Origin of the sequence: Ancylobacter sp. IITR112 (assembly GCF_041415945.1) — a bacterium.
In the GTDB taxonomy this organism is placed as follows: Bacteria; Pseudomonadota; Alphaproteobacteria; order Rhizobiales; family Xanthobacteraceae; genus Ancylobacter.
On record NZ_JBGCUS010000001.1, the window covers coordinates 4,085,315 to 4,102,131 of the forward strand.

Consider the following 16,817-nt stretch of genomic DNA (forward strand, 5'->3'; position numbering starts at 1 on the left):
GCTTCACGTTTCGGCGACGGTGATCTCGACCCGCGACCGCCCCAGCGCCCGCGCCACCGCGCCTTCGGGCGCGCGGTCGGTGACGAGGTGCTGGATATCAGGGATGCGGGCCCAGATGGCGAGCGATGGCACGTCGAACTTGCTGTGGTCGGAGACGATGATGGTCTGCGCCGCCCGGTTCATCATGGCGCGGTAGACATAGGCGGCATCCGGCTCGGCATCGGCGAGGCCGTCCGTGGTGATGCCGGATATGCCGAGAATGGCGCGGTTCACATTGTAATTCTGCAGGAACTCGCCGGTTTCCACCCCCACCATCATGCCCTCGCGCGCATTGTAGCGGCCGGGGCACATGATCACCTCGATGGTCGGGTTGGCCGAGACCACCGTCGCCACCGAGAAGGAATGGGTGATGACGGTGAGGTCGCGGCAGGCGGCGGCCATGCGGCGGGCGACATGGGTGGTGGTGGCGCCGGCGCCGATGGCGATCACCTCCTTCGGCTCGATCAGCCGCACCGTGGCGGCGGCGATGGCCTCGCGCTCGGCCACCATCAGCCCGTGCCGCTCGGTGACGGAGGGCTCGGAGGCCAGGGGCCGCACCGCCCCGCCATAGGTGCGGTTGATCAGCCCCTTTTCGCCGAGTTCGAACAGGTCGCGGCGGATGGTCTCCGTCGAGACGTTCAGCTCGGTGGCGAGATCGCCGACGCGCGCGGAGGCCGAGGCCCGCATCTCGGCGAGGATACGCGCCTGCCGCGCCGCCTTGTCGAGGCGTGGTGCCCGCCGCTCCGCCCGTGCGAGGGGGGCGTCCCTGTCCTTCGGTGCGGCGCCGTTCATGTCGCCGCCCGCCGCCGCAGCAGGATGCCGACCAGCCCGCCCGCCAGCAGCAGGCAAGCCGCGCCCAGCGTCGCCATGGTGCCGAGCGCCGGCACCATCGGCGTATAGCCGGCCACCATCTTGGCGTAGAGCCATTCGGGAATCGTCGAGTCGGCACCCGTTGTGTAGAGCGAGAGCGGGAAATTGCTCCAGGACAGCAGGAAGGCGAACAGCATGCCGGACCAGATGCCCGGCCACAGCAGCGGCAGCGTCACCTCGCGGAACACCTGGATGCGCGAGCAGCCGAGATCATAGGCCGCCTCTTCCAGCGAGGGGTCGAAGCCATAGACCTGGATGGCGATGACCAGCGTCACCACGGGCACGATCCAGATCATGTGCGCGAACACCGCCGTCATCCAGCTTGTCTGGATGCCCACGGCGTTGAAGCCGAGCAGCATGGCGAGGCCGAGCACCGGCTGGGGGAAGAAGATCGGCAGCAGGATCAGCTTCTGGTAGAGCTTGCGCCCCTTCCACTCATAGCGGGCGAAGGCCAGCGCGCCGAAGGTGGCGATGACGACGGAGAACACCGTCACCAGCAGCGCGATCGTGATCGAGGTCTTCACGATCATGCCGATCTCGATCGAATCCAGCGTCTTCTGCCACCATTCGGTGGCGTAGATCTTGATCGGGAAGCCGAAATACCGGCTCTTGTTGAAGCTCGCCAGCGCGCCGCAGAGGATCGGCAGATAGATCGCGACGAGGACGAACAGGGTCCACGCCCAGATCGCGGCATTGGTGCGCCTGTGGCCCATGGCTCAGCGCCTCCCCAGCATGCGGTCGAGATCGAGCTTCGACAGAGCGAACAGGGTCAGCGCACCGATGAAGAAGGTGACGACCACCGCCAGCGCCGAGCCGAGCGGCCAGTTCTGCGAATAGGTGAAGGCGATTTCGATGTCGTGCGAGATGACGATGATCGACTGGCCGCCGAGGATCTTCGCCTCCGCCGTGGCGCCGATGGCGAGCACGAAGGTGAGCAGCATGCCGATCAGGATTCCCGGCATGGCCAGCGGCAATTCGATCTCGCGCCAGATGAACAGCCGGCCGGCGCCGAGGTCCCGTGCCGCATCGACGAGGTCGCGCGGCACCAGGGCAAGGCCGAGCGTCATCGGAAACAGCATGAAGGGCAGATAGGTATAGACCATGCCAAACAGGGTGATGCCCGGCGTGTACAGCACTTCCGGCCCGCCGGAGAGGCCGAGCCATTTCAGAGTGCCGTCGAGCACGCCATTCTTGATGAAGAACAACACCCAGCCATAGAGCCGCACATTCTCCGAGACGAAGAGCGGGAACACGAACAGCACGCTGATCAGCGCCGACCAGCGGCCGAAAACCATGTTGAGCCCATAGGCGATGGGGTAGGCGATGACGGCGAGGATCGCCACGGTGAGCAGCGCCAGCCCGCAGGACCACAGGAAGGACAGCCACACCGTATTGCTGGGGTCGAACAGCGTGGCGAAATTCGCCAGGGTGAAGCTGGTGAACACGTCGAAGCTGCGCGGCGTGGCGAAGGCATAGCCGAAGATCGCCACCAGCGGCGCGAGAAAGCCGATGCCGAGCAGGATGGCGACCGGGAGCGCACAGCGCGCGCCCACCGACAGCATCCGCGCATGGCGCAACTGGCGGGCGCTTTCGGCGGTGGCCCCCGGTGCGGGGGCGAGGGCGAGATCGGCCATGCTCAGCCCTCCAGCGTGAAGGCGTCGGCGGCGTCCCAGCCGAGTGTCACCTGGCGGTCGAGGCTGGCGGGCAAAGCGCGCCCGCGCGACAATTCCACCAGCATGACCTTGGGTCCTACGCGCACCTGATATTGGATGCGCGAGCCGAGCGAGTATTCGTTATAGACCACGCCTTCCAGCCGGTTGTCGGCGGTCTCGCCGGGGCCCAGAATCCGCATGAATTCGGGACGCACCACCACGAAGGCGTCCTTGAGATCGGCACCGCTGCGCGGCGGGGCGAGGGTGAAGGTGCCCGGAACGTCGACGCCCTGCCAGCCACCGTCCGGCCCGCGCGTCACCTTCAGCGTGTTCACCTCGCCGACGAACTCGCAGACGAAACGGTCGACCGGCGCGCCATAGATTTCCTCCGGCGTGCCCACCTGCACCAGCCGGCCGGCGCGCATCACGCCGATGCGGTCGCTCATCACCATCGCCTCTTCCAGCGAATGGGTGATGTAGATGAAGGTCTTGCCGGTTTCCCGGTGCAGATCCTTCAGCTCCTTCTCCAGCGTCTTCTTCAGCTTGTAGTCGATGGCCGAGAGCGGCTCGTCGAAGAACAGCACTTCCGGGTCATAGGCCAGCGCCCGGGCCAGCGCCACGCGCTGGCGCTCGCCGCCCGAACACTTCATCACGTTCTTGTCGAAATAGCTTTCCGGCAGGCGGACGATGCGCATCAGCTCCAGCGCCCGCGCCTTGCGGGCGGCCGCATCCACGCCCTTCACCTTGAGCGGAAAGGCGATGTTCTCGCCCACGCTCTTGTGCGGGAACAGCGCCAGCGACTGGAAGACGAGGCAGGTCGGCCGCTTGTTCGGCGGCACGTCGTTGATGAGCTTGCCGTGCAGGGTGATGTTGCCCTCGCTCGGCGTGTCCATGCCGGCGAGCATGCGCAGCAGCGTGGTCTTGCCTGAGCCGGAGGGGCCGACAATGGTGAGGAACTCGCCCTCGCGCACGTCGAGGTCGATGTTCTCGACGGCGGTGAAGGCGCCGAAGGTCTTGCGGATGCCGACCAGTTGGAGGATCGGCTTCGGCAGTTCGGCGCTCAGGGCGTCGGCCGGCAGGGTCTGGAGCATCAGGTCTTCCGTCATGGGCCGGTGGCGGGCGGTCGCCGCAGGTGGTCGAGGATGTCGCTCATCCCTATCCGCCCCTCATCCCCGGGCTTGACCCGGGGACCCAGATTTCCCGCCGTCGCACGGCGTCGCCGCTGGCTGGCCGGGTCAAGCCCGGCCATGAGGGGCGGATGAGGTGAAGGACGCAGGTCTGCGCGGCCTCAGCCGCGCAGGCGCTTGGCGGCGTTCATCAGGTCGAGCGCCTTGTCGTAATCCGGCACGATGTCGTACTCGACCGAGCGCGCCATTTCCTCGTCCAGGCTGTCCCACTGGATGGCGTCGAGCTCGTCCTTGGTGAACAGGTCGAAGCACGCCTTGCTGCCCATCTGCGCCACCGGGTTGAACGTGCCCTCGGCGAAGGCGACGGTGTGGGCGATGTCCGGCGCCTGCACATATTTCAGGAACTCGAGCGCCAGCGGCGACAGGTTCGGGTTGTTCACCGTCGAGGTGATCTCGATCCAGGCGATGCCGCCCTTGCCGCCGGGCAGCGGGCCCTTCAGCGGGGTGATGCCGCGCAGGTTCGGGTGGCCGTCGGCGCGGGCGGGGGAGACGGAATAGGTGCCGCCGGTCATGTGCAGGTCGATCTCGCCGGAGATCAGCGCCTGGTTCATCGAGGCGATGTCGCCGATCAGCTTGGCGCCCTTGAAGACGCGCTTGGCGGTTTCCTCGAACGTGGCGAACTCGTCCGGCGTGTGGGTCTTGAACGGGTCGATGCCGGCGATGATGAAGATGTTGAAGACGTTCCAGTCGTCGGATTCGAGAATGCCGTATTTGCCGGCCAGCGCGGGGTCGTTGAACAGGTCCCAGCCGGTGTCTTCCGCCGTCTTGCGCGAGATCTTGTCGGTGTTGACGACATAGCTATACGGCCCGAAGCGCTGGGCCATGCCGATCAGCTCGGTGCCGCTGTCGCTCATCGCCCATTTATAGGGCGGCTTGAACATCGGCAGCATCTTGTCGAAATAGGGCTCGAACTCGGCCTTGGGCAGCGGCTTGATCAGCTTTTCGGGCAGCATCACCTTGCGTGCCCAGGGATTGTTGACGTTGATCAGGTCCCAGGTGTTGATCTCGCCGGCGCGCAGCCGGTTGATCATGGTGGGGTCGTTGGTCAGGCTTTCCGCCTTCACCGTCGCCCCGGTCTTGGAGCGGAACGGGTCGAGCACCTGGGCGGAGTTGTAGCCCTCCCAGCACAGGATGTTCAGCTCCTTCTCCCGCGCCGCGAACGCCTTGTTGGCGTTGAACAGCGGGCCGGCGGCGGCGAGCGCGCCAAGCCCCGCGCCCATGCCTTTCAGTAGCGACCGTCTCGAAATCTGCGCCATCTCGTAGTCCCTCTGGATTGTTGGCGCGGAACGTTGGGCGGCCGCGCATTTGGTCGCCACCCGGCCTATGGCGGATGTGGCGGATATGTTGGACTGTGTGTGATCCTAAACATCAGGTTTTGGGCTTTACAACACCAAAATTGCGGCTCACCCTGATGAAAAGGAGGGCAGCCTGTTTTGCAGGCATGTCTTCCGACGGCATTTTCATTTGCCGGATAATAAACACCAGAAAACCATCGGGAACAGCCGCATCATGTTCATGTCGCTCGAAGGCAAGACCGTCATCGTCACCGGCGCCAGCAAGGGGATCGGGCGCGGCCTCGCGCTGCGTTTCGGCCAGGCCGGGCTCAACGTGCTGGTGGTCAGCCGCTCGCTCGCGGAGGCCGAGAAGGTCGCGGCGGAAATCGGGCCCCACGCTTCCGCCTTCGCCGCCGATGTCACCAAGGCCGAGGACATGGCGGCGATGGCGGCGACCGCGGTGGAGCGCTACGGCGCCATCGACGTGCTGTGCGCCAATGCCGGCATCTTCCCCGCCGCCAAGCTCGGCGACATGACGGGCGAGGATTTCGACCATGTCATGGGCACCAATCTCAAGGGCACCTTCCTCTCCGTCTCCGCCGTGCTGCCGGCGATGAAGGCGGCGAAGAAGGGCCGCATCATCATCACCTCCTCCATCACCGGCCCGATCACCGGCTTTCCCGGCTGGACCCATTACGGCGCCTCCAAGGCCGGTCAGATGGGCTTCATGCGTACGGCGGCGATCGAGCTGGCGCCGTGGAACATCACGGTCAACGCCGTCATGCCCGGCAACATCCTCACCGAGGGCATGGAAGGCATGGGCGAAGCCTATATCGCCTCCACCGCCGCCTGCGTGCCGATGAAGAAGCTCGGCAGCGTGTTCGACATCGCCAATGCGGCGCTGTTCTTCGCCAGCGAGGAAGCCGGCTACATCACCGGCCAGGGCATGGTGATCGACGGCGGCCAGGTGCTGCCGGAATCGCCGATGGCGCTGGACGAGATGGGCGCGCCCTGACGCGCGCGGCCCCGGTTCGCGTGGAGAAGCGCGACAAAACCAGGAAAGAGATCATGTCACTGTTTCCGTGGAACAGTGACATGCATCAGAAGGTGGCGGCGAACATCAGCATGAATTCGCTCGCCGCCTGCGCGGCCAGCGCCGGCCCCGGCGTGCCGGGGCGGAAATCGTCGGCCTGATAGAGATTATAGTCATATTGCAGCGTGACGGCGAACGGCCCCGCCGGCGTCCATGTCAGGTTGGCGCCGACATTCCAGTTGCCGATGCCGCTGGTGCCATAGCTGATCTGCGCCAGCCTGTCGTCGATGTCGAAGCGGCCATAGCCGCCGAAGACCGCCGAGTTCCAGCGCGCGTTCCAATTGTGCAGATATTGCCCGACCGCGCTCCAGCCGCGTACCCGAACGAGCGAGCCGTCGCGCCGCCGGAAGGCGTCGGGCGCGGAAAAACGGCCGCTGGGGTCGATCAGCCCGAGATAGGAGGTCGCCCCGTCGGCATAGGCGGCCTGCAGATAGAGCGTGTCGCCGGTACCCAGCATGGGCAGGTTGACCATCACCCCGGCCTGCAGCGCGTAGCCCCATTCATCGGTCGACGCGCCGGTCCGCTCGCTCGCCGGCGCCTGCGCGATCTGGTGCAGCGCACCGGAAAGCTGGAAATTCCCCCAGTCGCCGCTCTGGCCGAAGGTGGCGACGAATTCCGGCCAGCGGGCCGCCCCGCCGGGGTCCGTGGCGTCGTCGGCGGCGATCTCCGCGCCGCTCGCCACGACCGGCAATATGCCATTGTCGCGCTGGGCCGAGCCTTCCAGCGAGAACTGGGCGACGAAGCCCTCCGCCAGTCGCCAGCTATAGCCAAGCACCGGCAGTTGCGTCTGGTCGCCGATGGTCGCCGGGTCGGTGCCCATGACATTGGCATTGGCGTAGAAGTCGAAGAAGGACTGGAGATAGCCGAAGGTGAAGCCGGCGAACTCGATATGGATGTCGTAGGGGTCGAACCGCGCCCCGTCCGTCACGGTCTCGCCCCAGGGCTCGGCGGTGCGCCAGATGATCCGCAGGTCGGTATAGGAACGCAGCGTGCCATAGTCGGTCTGCGTCCGCGCGTCCGTCAGCAGCCCGAAGGTCGACACCCAGTAGGAGCGCGCATTGGCGGCGGGGTAGTTGGTGTAGCTGTTGGCATAGGTCTCGTTCCAGAGATAGCCGCCGAGGCGCAGGCAGGTGTCGGTGTCGGGGCTGTAGAAAAAGCCCGGCCCCTCCGCCAGGCAGCGGCGCATATGGCGCGCCGATTCGGGCGTCGGTAGTTCCGCCGCCCCCGCACCTCCGCCGCCGAGCAGCACCAGCAGCAGGGCGCCCGCCGCCCGGCGCCGCCATGGCTTTCCGCCGTCCGCGGGGCGGTGCGTCGCTCTCCTGAAGGGCCGGCCTGCGGCTTTTGCTGGTTCACAGCGCATGAGGCGTTAAATATCAGCGGATTATTGCATTGGTGAGGGCGTAATGGCCGATTCGCACTGTCTCTATCGCCACGGCTTCCTGCGTGTAGGCACCGGGGTGCCGCGCGGGCGCGTGGCCGACCCGGCCTTCGCCCTCGCCGAACATCTGGCGCTGGCGCAGCAGGCGAGCGCGCGCGGCATCGGCGTGCTGCTTTATCCCGAACTCGGCCTGTCTTCCTACGCCATTGACGACCTGCTGTTTCAGGATGCGCTGCTCGACCGGGTGGAAGCGGCCATAGCGGGGCTGGCGGAAGCCTCGCGTGACCTGTTCCCGGTGCTGGTCGTCGGCGCCCCGCTGCGCCGCGAGGGGCAGTTGTTCAACACGGCGGTGGTGATCCATCGCGGCGCGATCCTCGGCGTGGTGCCCAAGAGCTACCCGCCGAACTACCGCGAATTCTACGAGCGCCGCCATTTCACCCCGGGCCTCGGCACGTCGGGCTCTATTGTCGTGGCGGGCAGAGAGGTACCTTTCGGCACCGATCTTCTGTTCCGCTCCGGGGGTGAGGTGCCCTTCACCTTCCATGTCGAAATCTGCGAGGATCTGTGGGTGCCGCTGCCGCCCTCGACCCGCGGGGCGCTGGCGGGGGCGGAAGTGCTGCTCAACCTGTCCGCCAGCAACATCACCATTGGCAAGGCGCGCCACCGCCGGCTGCTCTGCGCCGGCCATTCCGCCCGCTGCATCGCCGCCTATGCCTATTCCGCCGCCGGGCCGGGCGAATCCACCACCGATCTCGCCTGGGACGGGCAGGCGGCGATCTTCGAGAATGGCGACTGCCTCGGCGAGAGCGAACGCTTTCCCGACGGGCCGACGCTGCTCGCCGCCGATGTCGATCTGGAGCGCCTGCGGCAGGAGCGCATGCGCACCAACACTTTCGGCGAGAGCGTGCGGGAGGAGGGCACCGCTGACTTCCGCCGCATCGGCTTCGCGCTCGAAACCCCGCCTACCCCGGCGCCGCTGGAGCGGCTGATCGAGCGCTTCCCTTATGTCCCTGATGACCCCGAGCGGCTGGCGGAGGATTGCTACGAGGCCTACAACATTCAGGTGCAGGGCCTCGCCCAGCGGCTGGCCTCTTCCGGCGTTCGACGCGCGGTGATCGGCGTTTCCGGCGGACTCGATTCGACGCAGGCCCTGCTGGTCGCGGTGCGGGCGATGGACCGGCTCGGCCGGCCGCGCAGCGATATTCTCGCCTATACGCTCCCCGGCTTCGCCACCTCCGACGCCACCCGTGCCAATGCGCAGGCGCTGATCGAGACCCTCGGCGTCACCGGCGGCGAGATCGACATCCGCCCGGCGGCGCGGCAGATGCTGGCCGATCTCGGCCACCCCTTCGCTGGTGGCGAGCCGGTCTATGACGTGACCTTCGAGAATGTGCAGGCGGGTTTGCGCACCGATTATCTGTTCCGCCTTGCCAACCAGCAAAGCGGGCTGGTGGTCGGCACCGGCGATCTCTCCGAGCTGGGGCTCGGCTGGTGCACCTATGGCGTCGGCGACCACATGTCCCATTACAACGTCAACGCCTCGGTGCCGAAGACGCTGATCCAGCACCTCATCCGCTTCGTCGCCGCCTCCGGCGACGTGTCGGCGGCAACGGCGCGGGCGCTGGAGGCGGTGCTGGCGACGGAGATTTCGCCCGAGCTGGTGCCGGCGGAAGCGGGCGCCACCATCCAGTCGACACAGCAGGTGGTGGGGCCCTACGCGCTGCAGGATTTCAACCTGTACTACCTCACCCGCTATGGCTTCCGCCCCTCGCGCATCGCCTATCTCGCCTTGCACGCCTGGGGCGATGCCGCGCGCGGCGCCTGGCCGGCCAATGTGCCGGCGGAGGACCGGCGTGCCTATTCGCGCGCGGAGATCCGCCACTGGCTGCGCCTGTTTCTCAAGCGCTTCTTCGCCAACCAGTTCAAGCGCTCGGCCCTGCCCAACGGGCCGAAGATCACTTCGGGCGGCTCGCTCTCGCCGCGCGGCGACTGGCGCGCGCCTTCCGACGCCAGCGCGCAAGTCTGGCTCGACGAGCTCGACGCCAACTTCCCCGAGGAAGCCTGAAGCGCTACCCGCCGCAATGAGGAGCCGCGCGGCCGGCCGCGCGGGCGTGACCGAATGACTGACGACACCACCCCGCACAGCTACCGCCTCGCCGCGCTCGACCAGGACTTCATCCTCGGCGATTCCATGCGCGGCGTGCGTTTCCTGCTCGAATATGCCAAGCCGGAGGAGGAGCTGCGGCGCTGGCGCATCCGCTCCACCCTCGTCGTGTTCGGCTCCGCCCGCGTGCGTGCGGACGGTCCCGGCCGCCAGCCCTTCCTTTACGAGCAGGCGCGCGCCTTCGGGCGGATCGCCTCGCAGCGCGGCGGCGCGCTCGATGTGTCGGAAGGCGGCTACCGCGACAATGTCATCGCCACCGGCGGCGGGCCGGGCATCATGGAAGCCGCCAATCGCGGCGCCTATGACGTGGCCGCGCCCAGCATCGGCTTCAACATCTCGCTGCCGCATGAGCAGGTGCCCAACCCCTACACCACACCCCAGCTCACCTTCCGCTTCCATTATTTTGCGATGCGCAAGATGCACCTCGCCATGCGCGCCCATGCGCTGGTGGTGTTTCCCGGCGGCTTCGGCACGCTGGACGAGCTGTTCGAAATCCTCAACCTGCAGATCACCGGCAAGGCGCCGGCCGCCGCCGTGGTGCTGTTCGATGAAGCCTATTGGCGCGCGGTGGTCAATTTTCAGGTGCTGGTCGACAATGGCATGGTGAGCGCGGAAGAAGTCGCCAGCCTGCGCTTCGCCGATACCGCCGAGGATATCTGGGCCCAGCTCGTCGCCGGCGGGCTGAAGCGTCCCGCGCGCTGACCGGGCGATCTCAGGCGCGGGCGGCGATCCATGCGGCGATGCGCGGCCATACCTCCCGGTGCGCCCGCCGCCCGGCGAGGATGGCGAGGTGCTGCAGCCCGACGCCGATCTCGGCGGGGTGCTCGATGATCTCGGTGCTGCCCGGCGCCATCCGGGCGAAGAATGGCGCCACAGCGGCGCGCGGGCCGATCTCGTCGCCGGCGCTCACCGCCGCCAGCGCCGGCAGGCGCAGCGTGTCCGGCCCGACGCGGCGCTCGCCCAGCATCAGCCGCCCGGCGGTGAAACGGTCTTCGCGGTAGAGCCATTCCACCATCTCATGCACGAGCCGGCCGGCGAGCGGCACCTCGTCCAGCGCCCAGCGGGTGATGCGCAGATGCAGATCGAGCGCCGCCGGGTCGGCCAGGCTCAGCGTGCCGTCCAGCCAGCGGTTCCAGACGAAGGTGCCGGGCGCGAGCAGGGCGCAGGACTGCGCCAGCAGCCCGCCGGGCAGAAGGCCGTCTTCTGGCGTGCGGTCTTCCCGCGCCGCCACCGCATCGCGAAAGGCGCTGGAGCCGGGACCGAAGCTCAGCGGCGCGGCCAGCAGCACCAGCGCGCGGAAATGCGCCGGTTCCAGCGCCGCCGCCAGCGCCGCCAGCGTGCCGCCGAGCGAATGGCCGAGCACCACCGGCGCCTGTCCGGTCCGCGCCGTCACCTCCCCGGCCGCAGCGAGCAGGGCGGCGGCATAATCCTCCAGCCCGTGAGGGATGCCGCCTTCCACCGGCGGGCACCACTCGGTGAGAAACACATCCATGCCGCGATCGAGGCCGACCCGCACCACGCTGAGCTTCGTCGTCAGGTCCCAGATAGAGGGGCGCTTGATCGGGGCGGGCACCATCAGCACCGCCGGGCCCTGCGGTGCGGCCCGGCGCCGATAGTGGCGCAGCCGCAGCAGCGGCATCTCGGCGGCGATGTCATAGGGCTGCCCGGCGACGCCATAGCCGAGGAGGTCGAGCGTGCCGGCCTGCGCCTGCTGCCAGTTCCGCTGCGCCGCCTGCGCGAGGGCGAGCGGATGGGGGAACGGCGCGTCCGGCCACATGGCGTCCTCCTCGGGCCGGACGCTCAAGCCGCGCCCGGCAGCCAGCAGCCTAGCACAGGGCCGGCCCGCCACTTTGACGCGGGTCAGCCGGCCGCGGTGACAAGCGTGGCGAGCGGCAGCGGCGGCGCCCGCTCGAATCCCGGCGCGCCGGCGAGCAGCCGCCCGGCGATCTCGATGCCGCGCCGCGCCGCCACCGGGGCCGGGCCGCCGGCAAGCAAGCCGTCGACGAAGCCGGCGGCGAAGGCGTCGCCGGCCCCGGTCGTCTCCGTGGGGGCGGCGAGCGGCGGCACCGGCAGCGAACTCCGCCCTTCCGCCTCGCACAGCAGCACCGGCCCGGCGCCCTGCGTCACCACCAGCAAGCGGAGGTCGTCGCCGCCGATCACCCGTGCCTGTTGATAGGCATCCGCCCCGGTGAACAGCGCATGGTCGGCGCTGGAGGCGATGAGCGCCTGCGCCGGGCGGCGCTCGCCGCGCTCCAGCGGCACCTGCGCCACCACGGGCAGGCGCGCCGCCAGCGCGTCGAGAATTCCGGGCGCGGCGCGGCGGACATTGACATAGGCGATGTCGGCCTCCAGCGCCGGCAGGCTGGTGAGCCGTCGCGCCTCCGTGCCGGCCGGCGCGATGATGGTGCGCTCCCCCTCCGGCCCGACGAGAATATCGAGCGGGACGGTGGGTGCGTCGGTCTCGCGCAAGGCGCGCAGGTCGAACCCCATCGCCTCAAGCCGGGTCCGGCAGGCGCGGCCGGCGGCATCGGTGGAGAGCGTCGCCACCAGCGTCACGCGGTGGCCGAGCGCGCGCAGCGCCGCGCCGGTGTTGAAGCCGCCGCCGCCGCAGCGCAGCGTCACCTCGCCCCGCGTGATCCGCTCGCCCGCCTTCAGCGGCGCGTCGAGCGGCCAGAGGCGATCGACATTGACGCTTCCGACCACCAGCACATGGCCCATGGCGTCTCCCCCGGCTTGGCCCTGGCGCGCGGGCCATGCGCCGAGCGATAGGGGCGGGCGCGTGCTTTGGCAAGCCGGCCTCGTTTCCCCCGGGCGTCGTTCCCCCGGCGTCGTTCCCCCGGCCTCGTTTCCCCAGGGCGTCGTTTCCCCGGCGTGGTTTCCCGGCCTCGACGCCGCCGGGCTTTGCCGCTACGTCTTGAGCCGGCCCGGCAGGGCGGCGTCGTGGTGTCGGCGGTGAGGGAGACAGGTGCGATGAAGCTGGTGCGTTACGGAGAGAGCGGGCGCGAGAAGCCCGGCCTGATCGACACGGAGGGCGGGCTGCGCGATCTCTCCGCGCTGGTGGCCGACATTGAGGGCAAGATGCTGGTGCCGGAAAGCCTTGCCCGGCTGCGCGATATCGACATTGGCGACCTCCGGGTGGTGGAAGGCGCGCCGCGCCTTGGCCCCTGCGTCGGCGCGGTCGGCAAGTTCGTCTGCATCGGCCTCAACTATTCCGACCATGCGCAAGAGGCCGGCATGCCCCTTCCCGAGGAGCCGGTGATCTTTCTCAAGCCCACGAGCTGCATTGTCGGACCCAATGACGATGTCGAAATCCCGCGCGGCGCCAGCAAGGTCGATTGGGAAATCGAGCTTGGCATCGTCATCGGAAAGCCGGCTAAGTATGTAGCGGTGGACGAGGCCTATGACCACGTTGCCGGGTACTGCATCGTCAATGACGTGTCGGAGCGCTCTTTCCAGCTTGAGCGCGGCGGGACCTGGGACAAGGGCAAGGGCTGCGACACTTTCGGCCCGATCGGCCCCTGGCTGGTGACGCGCGACGAGATCCCCGATCCGCAGGCGCTCGACATGTGGCTGGAGGTGGACGGGGTGCGCCGCCAGTCCGGCTCCACCCGCACCATGATCTTCGACGTGCCGACGCTGGTGTCCTATGTCAGCCAGTTCATGAGCCTGCAGCCGGGCGATATCATTTCCACCGGCACGCCGCCGGGCGTCGGGCTCGGCATGAAGCCGCCGGTCTATCTCGCTCCCGGCCAGACCATGCACCTTGCCATTTCCGGGCTTGGCGAGCAGCGCCAAAGGGTGGTCGCGGCGGGTTGAAGCCGGCTCGGTTGCGGCAGATCAAGGCGCCCGGCGCGCGCCTGTGCTGAGCTTCGCCCGTTCACGTCCGCCCGTGGTCGACGTGGGAGGGTGCCATGCCGAATGCCGAGCTGAAACGCCGCCTGCGCGATGCCGTGGAGCGCGTTCTGAGGGACGCCGAGGTCGAGGTCGGTATCTGCCGCGACAAGCGCATCATCACCCTGACCGGGCGGGTGCCGACGCGCGGCCTGCAGATCAGCATCGAGGATGCCGTCGGCCGCCTCGCCGGCGATTTCACCGTCGTCAACCAGGTGAAGGTCGAGCCGCCGCCGGGCCAGCGGATCGTGCGCCTGCATTAGCGCCTTTTCGGGCGACGCCGGCTGTGCGTCGCGCGGCGGAAAGGCGCCGTGGCCGAAGCCTGTCGCTGTTCCGCTGAGTCGCTCTTCGGGCGAACGGGGTCCTGTCGGGGCTCCGTCGCATCGGGACCGCGCGCCCCGGCCGCGCGCGGGGCAGCCGCCCCGCTGCCGGCGCCCGCCCCCTGACGCGCCGGGCGCGTGACCGCTTTATCCACCTTCCCGTCTTCACTATTCTGGCACGAGGTCCCGCAGAGGACCCTGCGGGAGGCAGACCATGACCGACGTGCCGCCAGACGCCGACGCGCAAGGCTCCAATCGCTGGCGCCGCTTCGCGGAGTGGGACGCGCGCCCCCTGCGCCATGATCAGTTTGCGGCGGAAAATCCCGAGGCCGGCTTCTCGGTGTTCCGCAGCCCCTATGACCCCGCGCCCTCGCTCGCCATCGAGGAGGGCCGGGTCACCGTCATGGACGGCAAGGCGGCGGCCGATTTCGACATTCTCGATGCCTTCATCGCCGCCCACCACATCGACCCCGCCATGGCGGAAAAGGCGATGGCGATGGACCCGGGCGAGATCGCCCGCATGCTGGTCGACATCAATGTGCCGCGCGCCGAACTCGAAGCGCTGGCGCGGGGGCTCACCCCGGCGCGCCTTGCCGAGGTTGTGGGCCGGTTGTCCGCGCTGGAGATCGCCTTCGCCTATTCGAAGATGCGCCAGCGCCAGACCCCCGGCAATCAGGCTCACGTCACCAACGCCAAGGACGACCCGCTCCAGCTTGCCGCCGATGCCGCCGTCGCGGTGGCGCTGGGCTTCGACGAGATCGAGACCACGATGCGCGTCTCCTCCAATAGCTGGTCCAATGCGCTCGCCTGCACGGTGGGCGCGGCGGTCGGGCGCGGCGGCGTGCTGTTCCAGTGCTCCATCGAGGAAGCGGAGGAGTTGCAGATCGGCCTCGCCGGGCTCGCCTCCTATGCCGAAACCGTGTCGGTCTACGGCACCGAGCGCGCCTTCATCGACGGCGACGACACGCCCTGGTCCAAGGCGCTGCTGACCGCCGCCTATGCCTCGCGCGGCATCAAGGCGCGCTGCACCTCCGGCGCGGCGGCGGAACTGCTGATGGGCTTTCACGAACAGCGCTCGCTGCTTTATCTCGAAGCACGCTGCCTGTGCCTGCAGCGGGCGATGGGCGTGCAGGGCACGCAGAATGGCGGCATTGATGGCGCCCCGCTCACCGCCTCCATGGCCGGCGGCGTGCGCGAATTGATGGCGGAGAACCTCATCGCCGTCTGGCTCGCGCTCGAATGCGCCTCCGGCAATGATTGCCGCACCAGCGAGTCGGAAATCCGCGTCGGCGCCAAGATCACGCCCTATCTGCTGGCCGGCTCCGACCTCATCTGTTCCGGTTTCGGCTCGATCAAGAAATACGACAATTCGTTCAACCCCTCCCTCTTCAATGGCGAGGAGATCGAGGACTATCTGCTGCTGCAGCGCGACTTCGAAACCGATGGCGGCCTGACCCCGGTGGAGGAGGACCAGGTGATGGGCCTGCGCGTGCGGGCGGTGGAAGCGCTGGCGGCGGTCATGGACGAACTCGGCCTCGGCACCGTGCCGCGGGCGCGGATGATGTCCGTCGTCTTCGCCTCCGGCTCGGAGGAGACGCAGAGCTACAGCGCCGGCGAGGTGACGCCGATCAGCGCCGCCATCAAGGCGCGCGGCATCACCGCGCTCGATGTGGTGCGGGCGCTGGCGAGGCGCGGCTACACCGAGGAGGCGGAAAACCTTCTGCTGATGCTGCGCCAGCGTATTTCCGGCGACTATCTCCAGACCTCCGCCCTGATCCGCGACGGGCGGGTGCTGAGCGCGATCAACGACCCCAATGATTATCGCGGCCCCGGCACCGGCTACCGCATGCCCGAGCGCCGCTGGCAGGCTGTGCAGGGCATCCGCAATGTGCTTACCCGCGAGCGGGTGCTGGCGGCGGAGAATGTCGTCGGCGAGGCGGCGGGCGAGGCCGACTGGCTGCTGCCGGCCGGTGTCGCGGCGAAGGGTACCGACCCGCATGAGGTGGTGATCGGCGTCAGCCCGGCTTTCGCCCGGCAACTGCACCAGACCACCGCCGGGCACGCGCTCTCCGATGTGGTGGCGGCGCTGGTCGGCGGCATCGAGGCGGGGGGCGGCAGGGCGCGACTGGTGCGGATGATGCACACGGCCGACACTTCCTTCCTCGGCCTCGCCGCCGCAAGGCTGTCGGGTTCGGGTTTCGGCATCGGCATCCAGGCCAAGGGCACGACCGTGCTGCACCAGGCCGACCGCATGCCGCACATGAATCTCGAACTGTTTTCCAACGCCCCGCTGACGGGGTTGGAACATTACCGCGCCCTCGGCCGCAACGCCGCTCGCCACACCTACGGCGAGGCGCCCGAGCCGGTGGTGGTGCCCACTCATGGCGAAGCGCTCGGTGCGCGCTTTCATGTGCGGGTGGCGCTGCTCTACGCCATCGAGACCGGTCTCATCGATCTCACTGTCCACCCCATCGAACTCAATTACCGCCCCGCTCGGCCGGCGACGGAGGCTGCCGAATGAGCGCGAAACCCATGAGCGACCTCGACCTCTACCCCGTCGCCGAAAAGGCCCCGGAGCGGGTGCGGACACCGACCGGAAAGCCGCTTTCCGCCCTCACTTTGGAGGCCGTGCTTTCCGGCGAGGTTGGCAATGAGGACATCGCCATCACGCCTGAAGCGTTGATATTGCAGGCGAATATCGCCCGTGCTGCCGGAAGGGCGACGCTGGCGGAGAATTTCGAGCGCGCCGCGGATCTCGTGCGCGTGCCGCAAGCGCTCATTCTCGACACCTATGAGCTGCTGCGCCCGGGCCGCGCCCGGGATGCCCAGCAGCTTCTCGACCGCGCCACGCTTCTGCGCCGGGATTACGGCGCCGCGCGCGTCGCCGCTCTCGTCGAGGAAGCCGCCGCCGTCTATGCAAAGCGCGGAATGTTCGTGAAAAGATACTGA

15 protein-coding genes are annotated in these 16,817 nt (G+C 68.3%); 7 read left to right on the forward strand and 8 right to left on the reverse strand.

The annotated features are described in order from the left end of the window. Nucleotides 1-3: 3 nt before the first annotated feature. The 5 genes from AAC979_RS19420 to AAC979_RS19440 form a co-directional block, all read right to left on the reverse strand. The gene (locus tag AAC979_RS19420) at nucleotides 4-831 is read right to left on the reverse strand and encodes a DeoR/GlpR family DNA-binding transcription regulator (protein ID WP_371348528.1); all 828 of its coding nucleotides are present in this window, start codon (nucleotides 829-831) and stop codon (nucleotides 4-6) included. After that, nucleotides 828-1,622: an ABC transporter permease gene (locus AAC979_RS19425; RefSeq protein WP_371348529.1), complete on the reverse strand. Its 795-nt coding sequence runs from the start codon at nucleotides 1,620-1,622 to the stop codon at nucleotides 828-830. The genes AAC979_RS19420 and AAC979_RS19425 overlap by 4 nt, the downstream gene beginning before the upstream one ends. Nucleotides 1,623-1,625: 3 nt before the next feature. After that, nucleotides 1,626-2,543, reverse strand: a complete 918-nt coding sequence (locus AAC979_RS19430) for an ABC transporter permease (RefSeq protein ID WP_371348530.1) — start codon at nucleotides 2,541-2,543, stop codon at nucleotides 1,626-1,628. 2 nt (nucleotides 2,544-2,545) lie between these two features. Continuing rightward, the gene (locus AAC979_RS19435; protein WP_371348531.1) at nucleotides 2,546-3,652 is read right to left on the reverse strand and encodes an ABC transporter ATP-binding protein; all 1,107 of its coding nucleotides are present in this window, start codon (nucleotides 3,650-3,652) and stop codon (nucleotides 2,546-2,548) included. A gap of 197 nt (nucleotides 3,653-3,849) precedes the next feature. After that, complete coding sequence (locus tag AAC979_RS19440; RefSeq protein ID WP_371348532.1) at nucleotides 3,850-5,004, reverse strand: PotD/PotF family extracellular solute-binding protein; 1,155 nt, start codon at nucleotides 5,002-5,004, stop codon at nucleotides 3,850-3,852. A 253-nt stretch (nucleotides 5,005-5,257) separates the two neighbouring features. Between AAC979_RS19440 and fabG the strand changes: the two genes are divergently transcribed. After that, on the forward strand, nucleotides 5,258-6,037 hold the full coding sequence (gene fabG, locus AAC979_RS19445) for a 3-oxoacyl-ACP reductase FabG (RefSeq protein ID WP_371348533.1): 780 nt from the start codon (nucleotides 5,258-5,260) through the stop codon (nucleotides 6,035-6,037). Nucleotides 6,038-6,122: 85 nt separating this feature from the next. Here fabG and AAC979_RS19450 read toward each other — a convergent pair whose 3' ends face one another. Then, entirely contained in the window at nucleotides 6,123-7,364 is a 1,242-nt protein-coding gene (locus tag AAC979_RS19450) for a porin (protein ID WP_371349101.1), read from the reverse strand. A gap of 154 nt (nucleotides 7,365-7,518) precedes the next feature. Here AAC979_RS19450 and AAC979_RS19455 point away from each other — a divergent pair, with 154 nt between their 5' ends. Further along, nucleotides 7,519-9,558 carry an NAD(+) synthase gene (locus tag AAC979_RS19455; protein WP_371348534.1) on the forward strand — a complete coding sequence of 680 codons (2,040 nt, stop codon included), beginning with the start codon at nucleotides 7,519-7,521 and terminating at the stop codon, nucleotides 9,556-9,558. 54 nt (nucleotides 9,559-9,612) lie between these two features. Continuing rightward, the gene (locus tag AAC979_RS19460) at nucleotides 9,613-10,359 is read left to right on the forward strand and encodes an LOG family protein (protein ID WP_371348535.1); all 747 of its coding nucleotides are present in this window, start codon (nucleotides 9,613-9,615) and stop codon (nucleotides 10,357-10,359) included. Nucleotides 10,360-10,369: 10 nt separating this feature from the next. Here AAC979_RS19460 and AAC979_RS19465 read toward each other — a convergent pair whose 3' ends face one another. Further along, nucleotides 10,370-11,434 (reverse strand): alpha/beta fold hydrolase, encoded by a 1,065-nt coding sequence (locus AAC979_RS19465; protein ID WP_371348536.1) that lies wholly within the window; start codon nucleotides 11,432-11,434, stop codon nucleotides 10,370-10,372. Nucleotides 11,435-11,517: 83 nt separating this feature from the next. Then, nucleotides 11,518-12,375: a PfkB family carbohydrate kinase gene (locus AAC979_RS19470; protein WP_371348537.1), complete on the reverse strand. Its 858-nt coding sequence runs from the start codon at nucleotides 12,373-12,375 to the stop codon at nucleotides 11,518-11,520. A 252-nt stretch (nucleotides 12,376-12,627) separates the two neighbouring features. Between AAC979_RS19470 and AAC979_RS19475 the strand changes: the two genes are divergently transcribed. The 4 genes from AAC979_RS19475 to AAC979_RS19490 all read left to right on the forward strand — a co-directional run bounded on the left by AAC979_RS19475 (nucleotide 12,628) and on the right by AAC979_RS19490 (nucleotide 16,817). Next, on the forward strand, nucleotides 12,628-13,473 hold the full coding sequence (locus AAC979_RS19475) for a fumarylacetoacetate hydrolase family protein (RefSeq protein WP_371348538.1): 846 nt from the start codon (nucleotides 12,628-12,630) through the stop codon (nucleotides 13,471-13,473). 95 nt (nucleotides 13,474-13,568) lie between these two features. Beyond that, nucleotides 13,569-13,811, forward strand: coding sequence for a BON domain-containing protein (locus tag AAC979_RS19480; protein ID WP_371348539.1), 243 nt, complete (start codon nucleotides 13,569-13,571; stop codon nucleotides 13,809-13,811). 271 nt (nucleotides 13,812-14,082) lie between these two features. Next, the gene (locus AAC979_RS19485; RefSeq protein WP_371348540.1) at nucleotides 14,083-16,389 is read left to right on the forward strand and encodes a propanediol/glycerol family dehydratase large subunit; all 2,307 of its coding nucleotides are present in this window, start codon (nucleotides 14,083-14,085) and stop codon (nucleotides 16,387-16,389) included. Further along, the gene (locus AAC979_RS19490; RefSeq protein WP_371348541.1) at nucleotides 16,386-16,817 is read left to right on the forward strand and encodes a diol dehydratase small subunit; all 432 of its coding nucleotides are present in this window, start codon (nucleotides 16,386-16,388) and stop codon (nucleotides 16,815-16,817) included. Before AAC979_RS19485 ends, AAC979_RS19490 begins: the two co-directional genes overlap by 4 nt.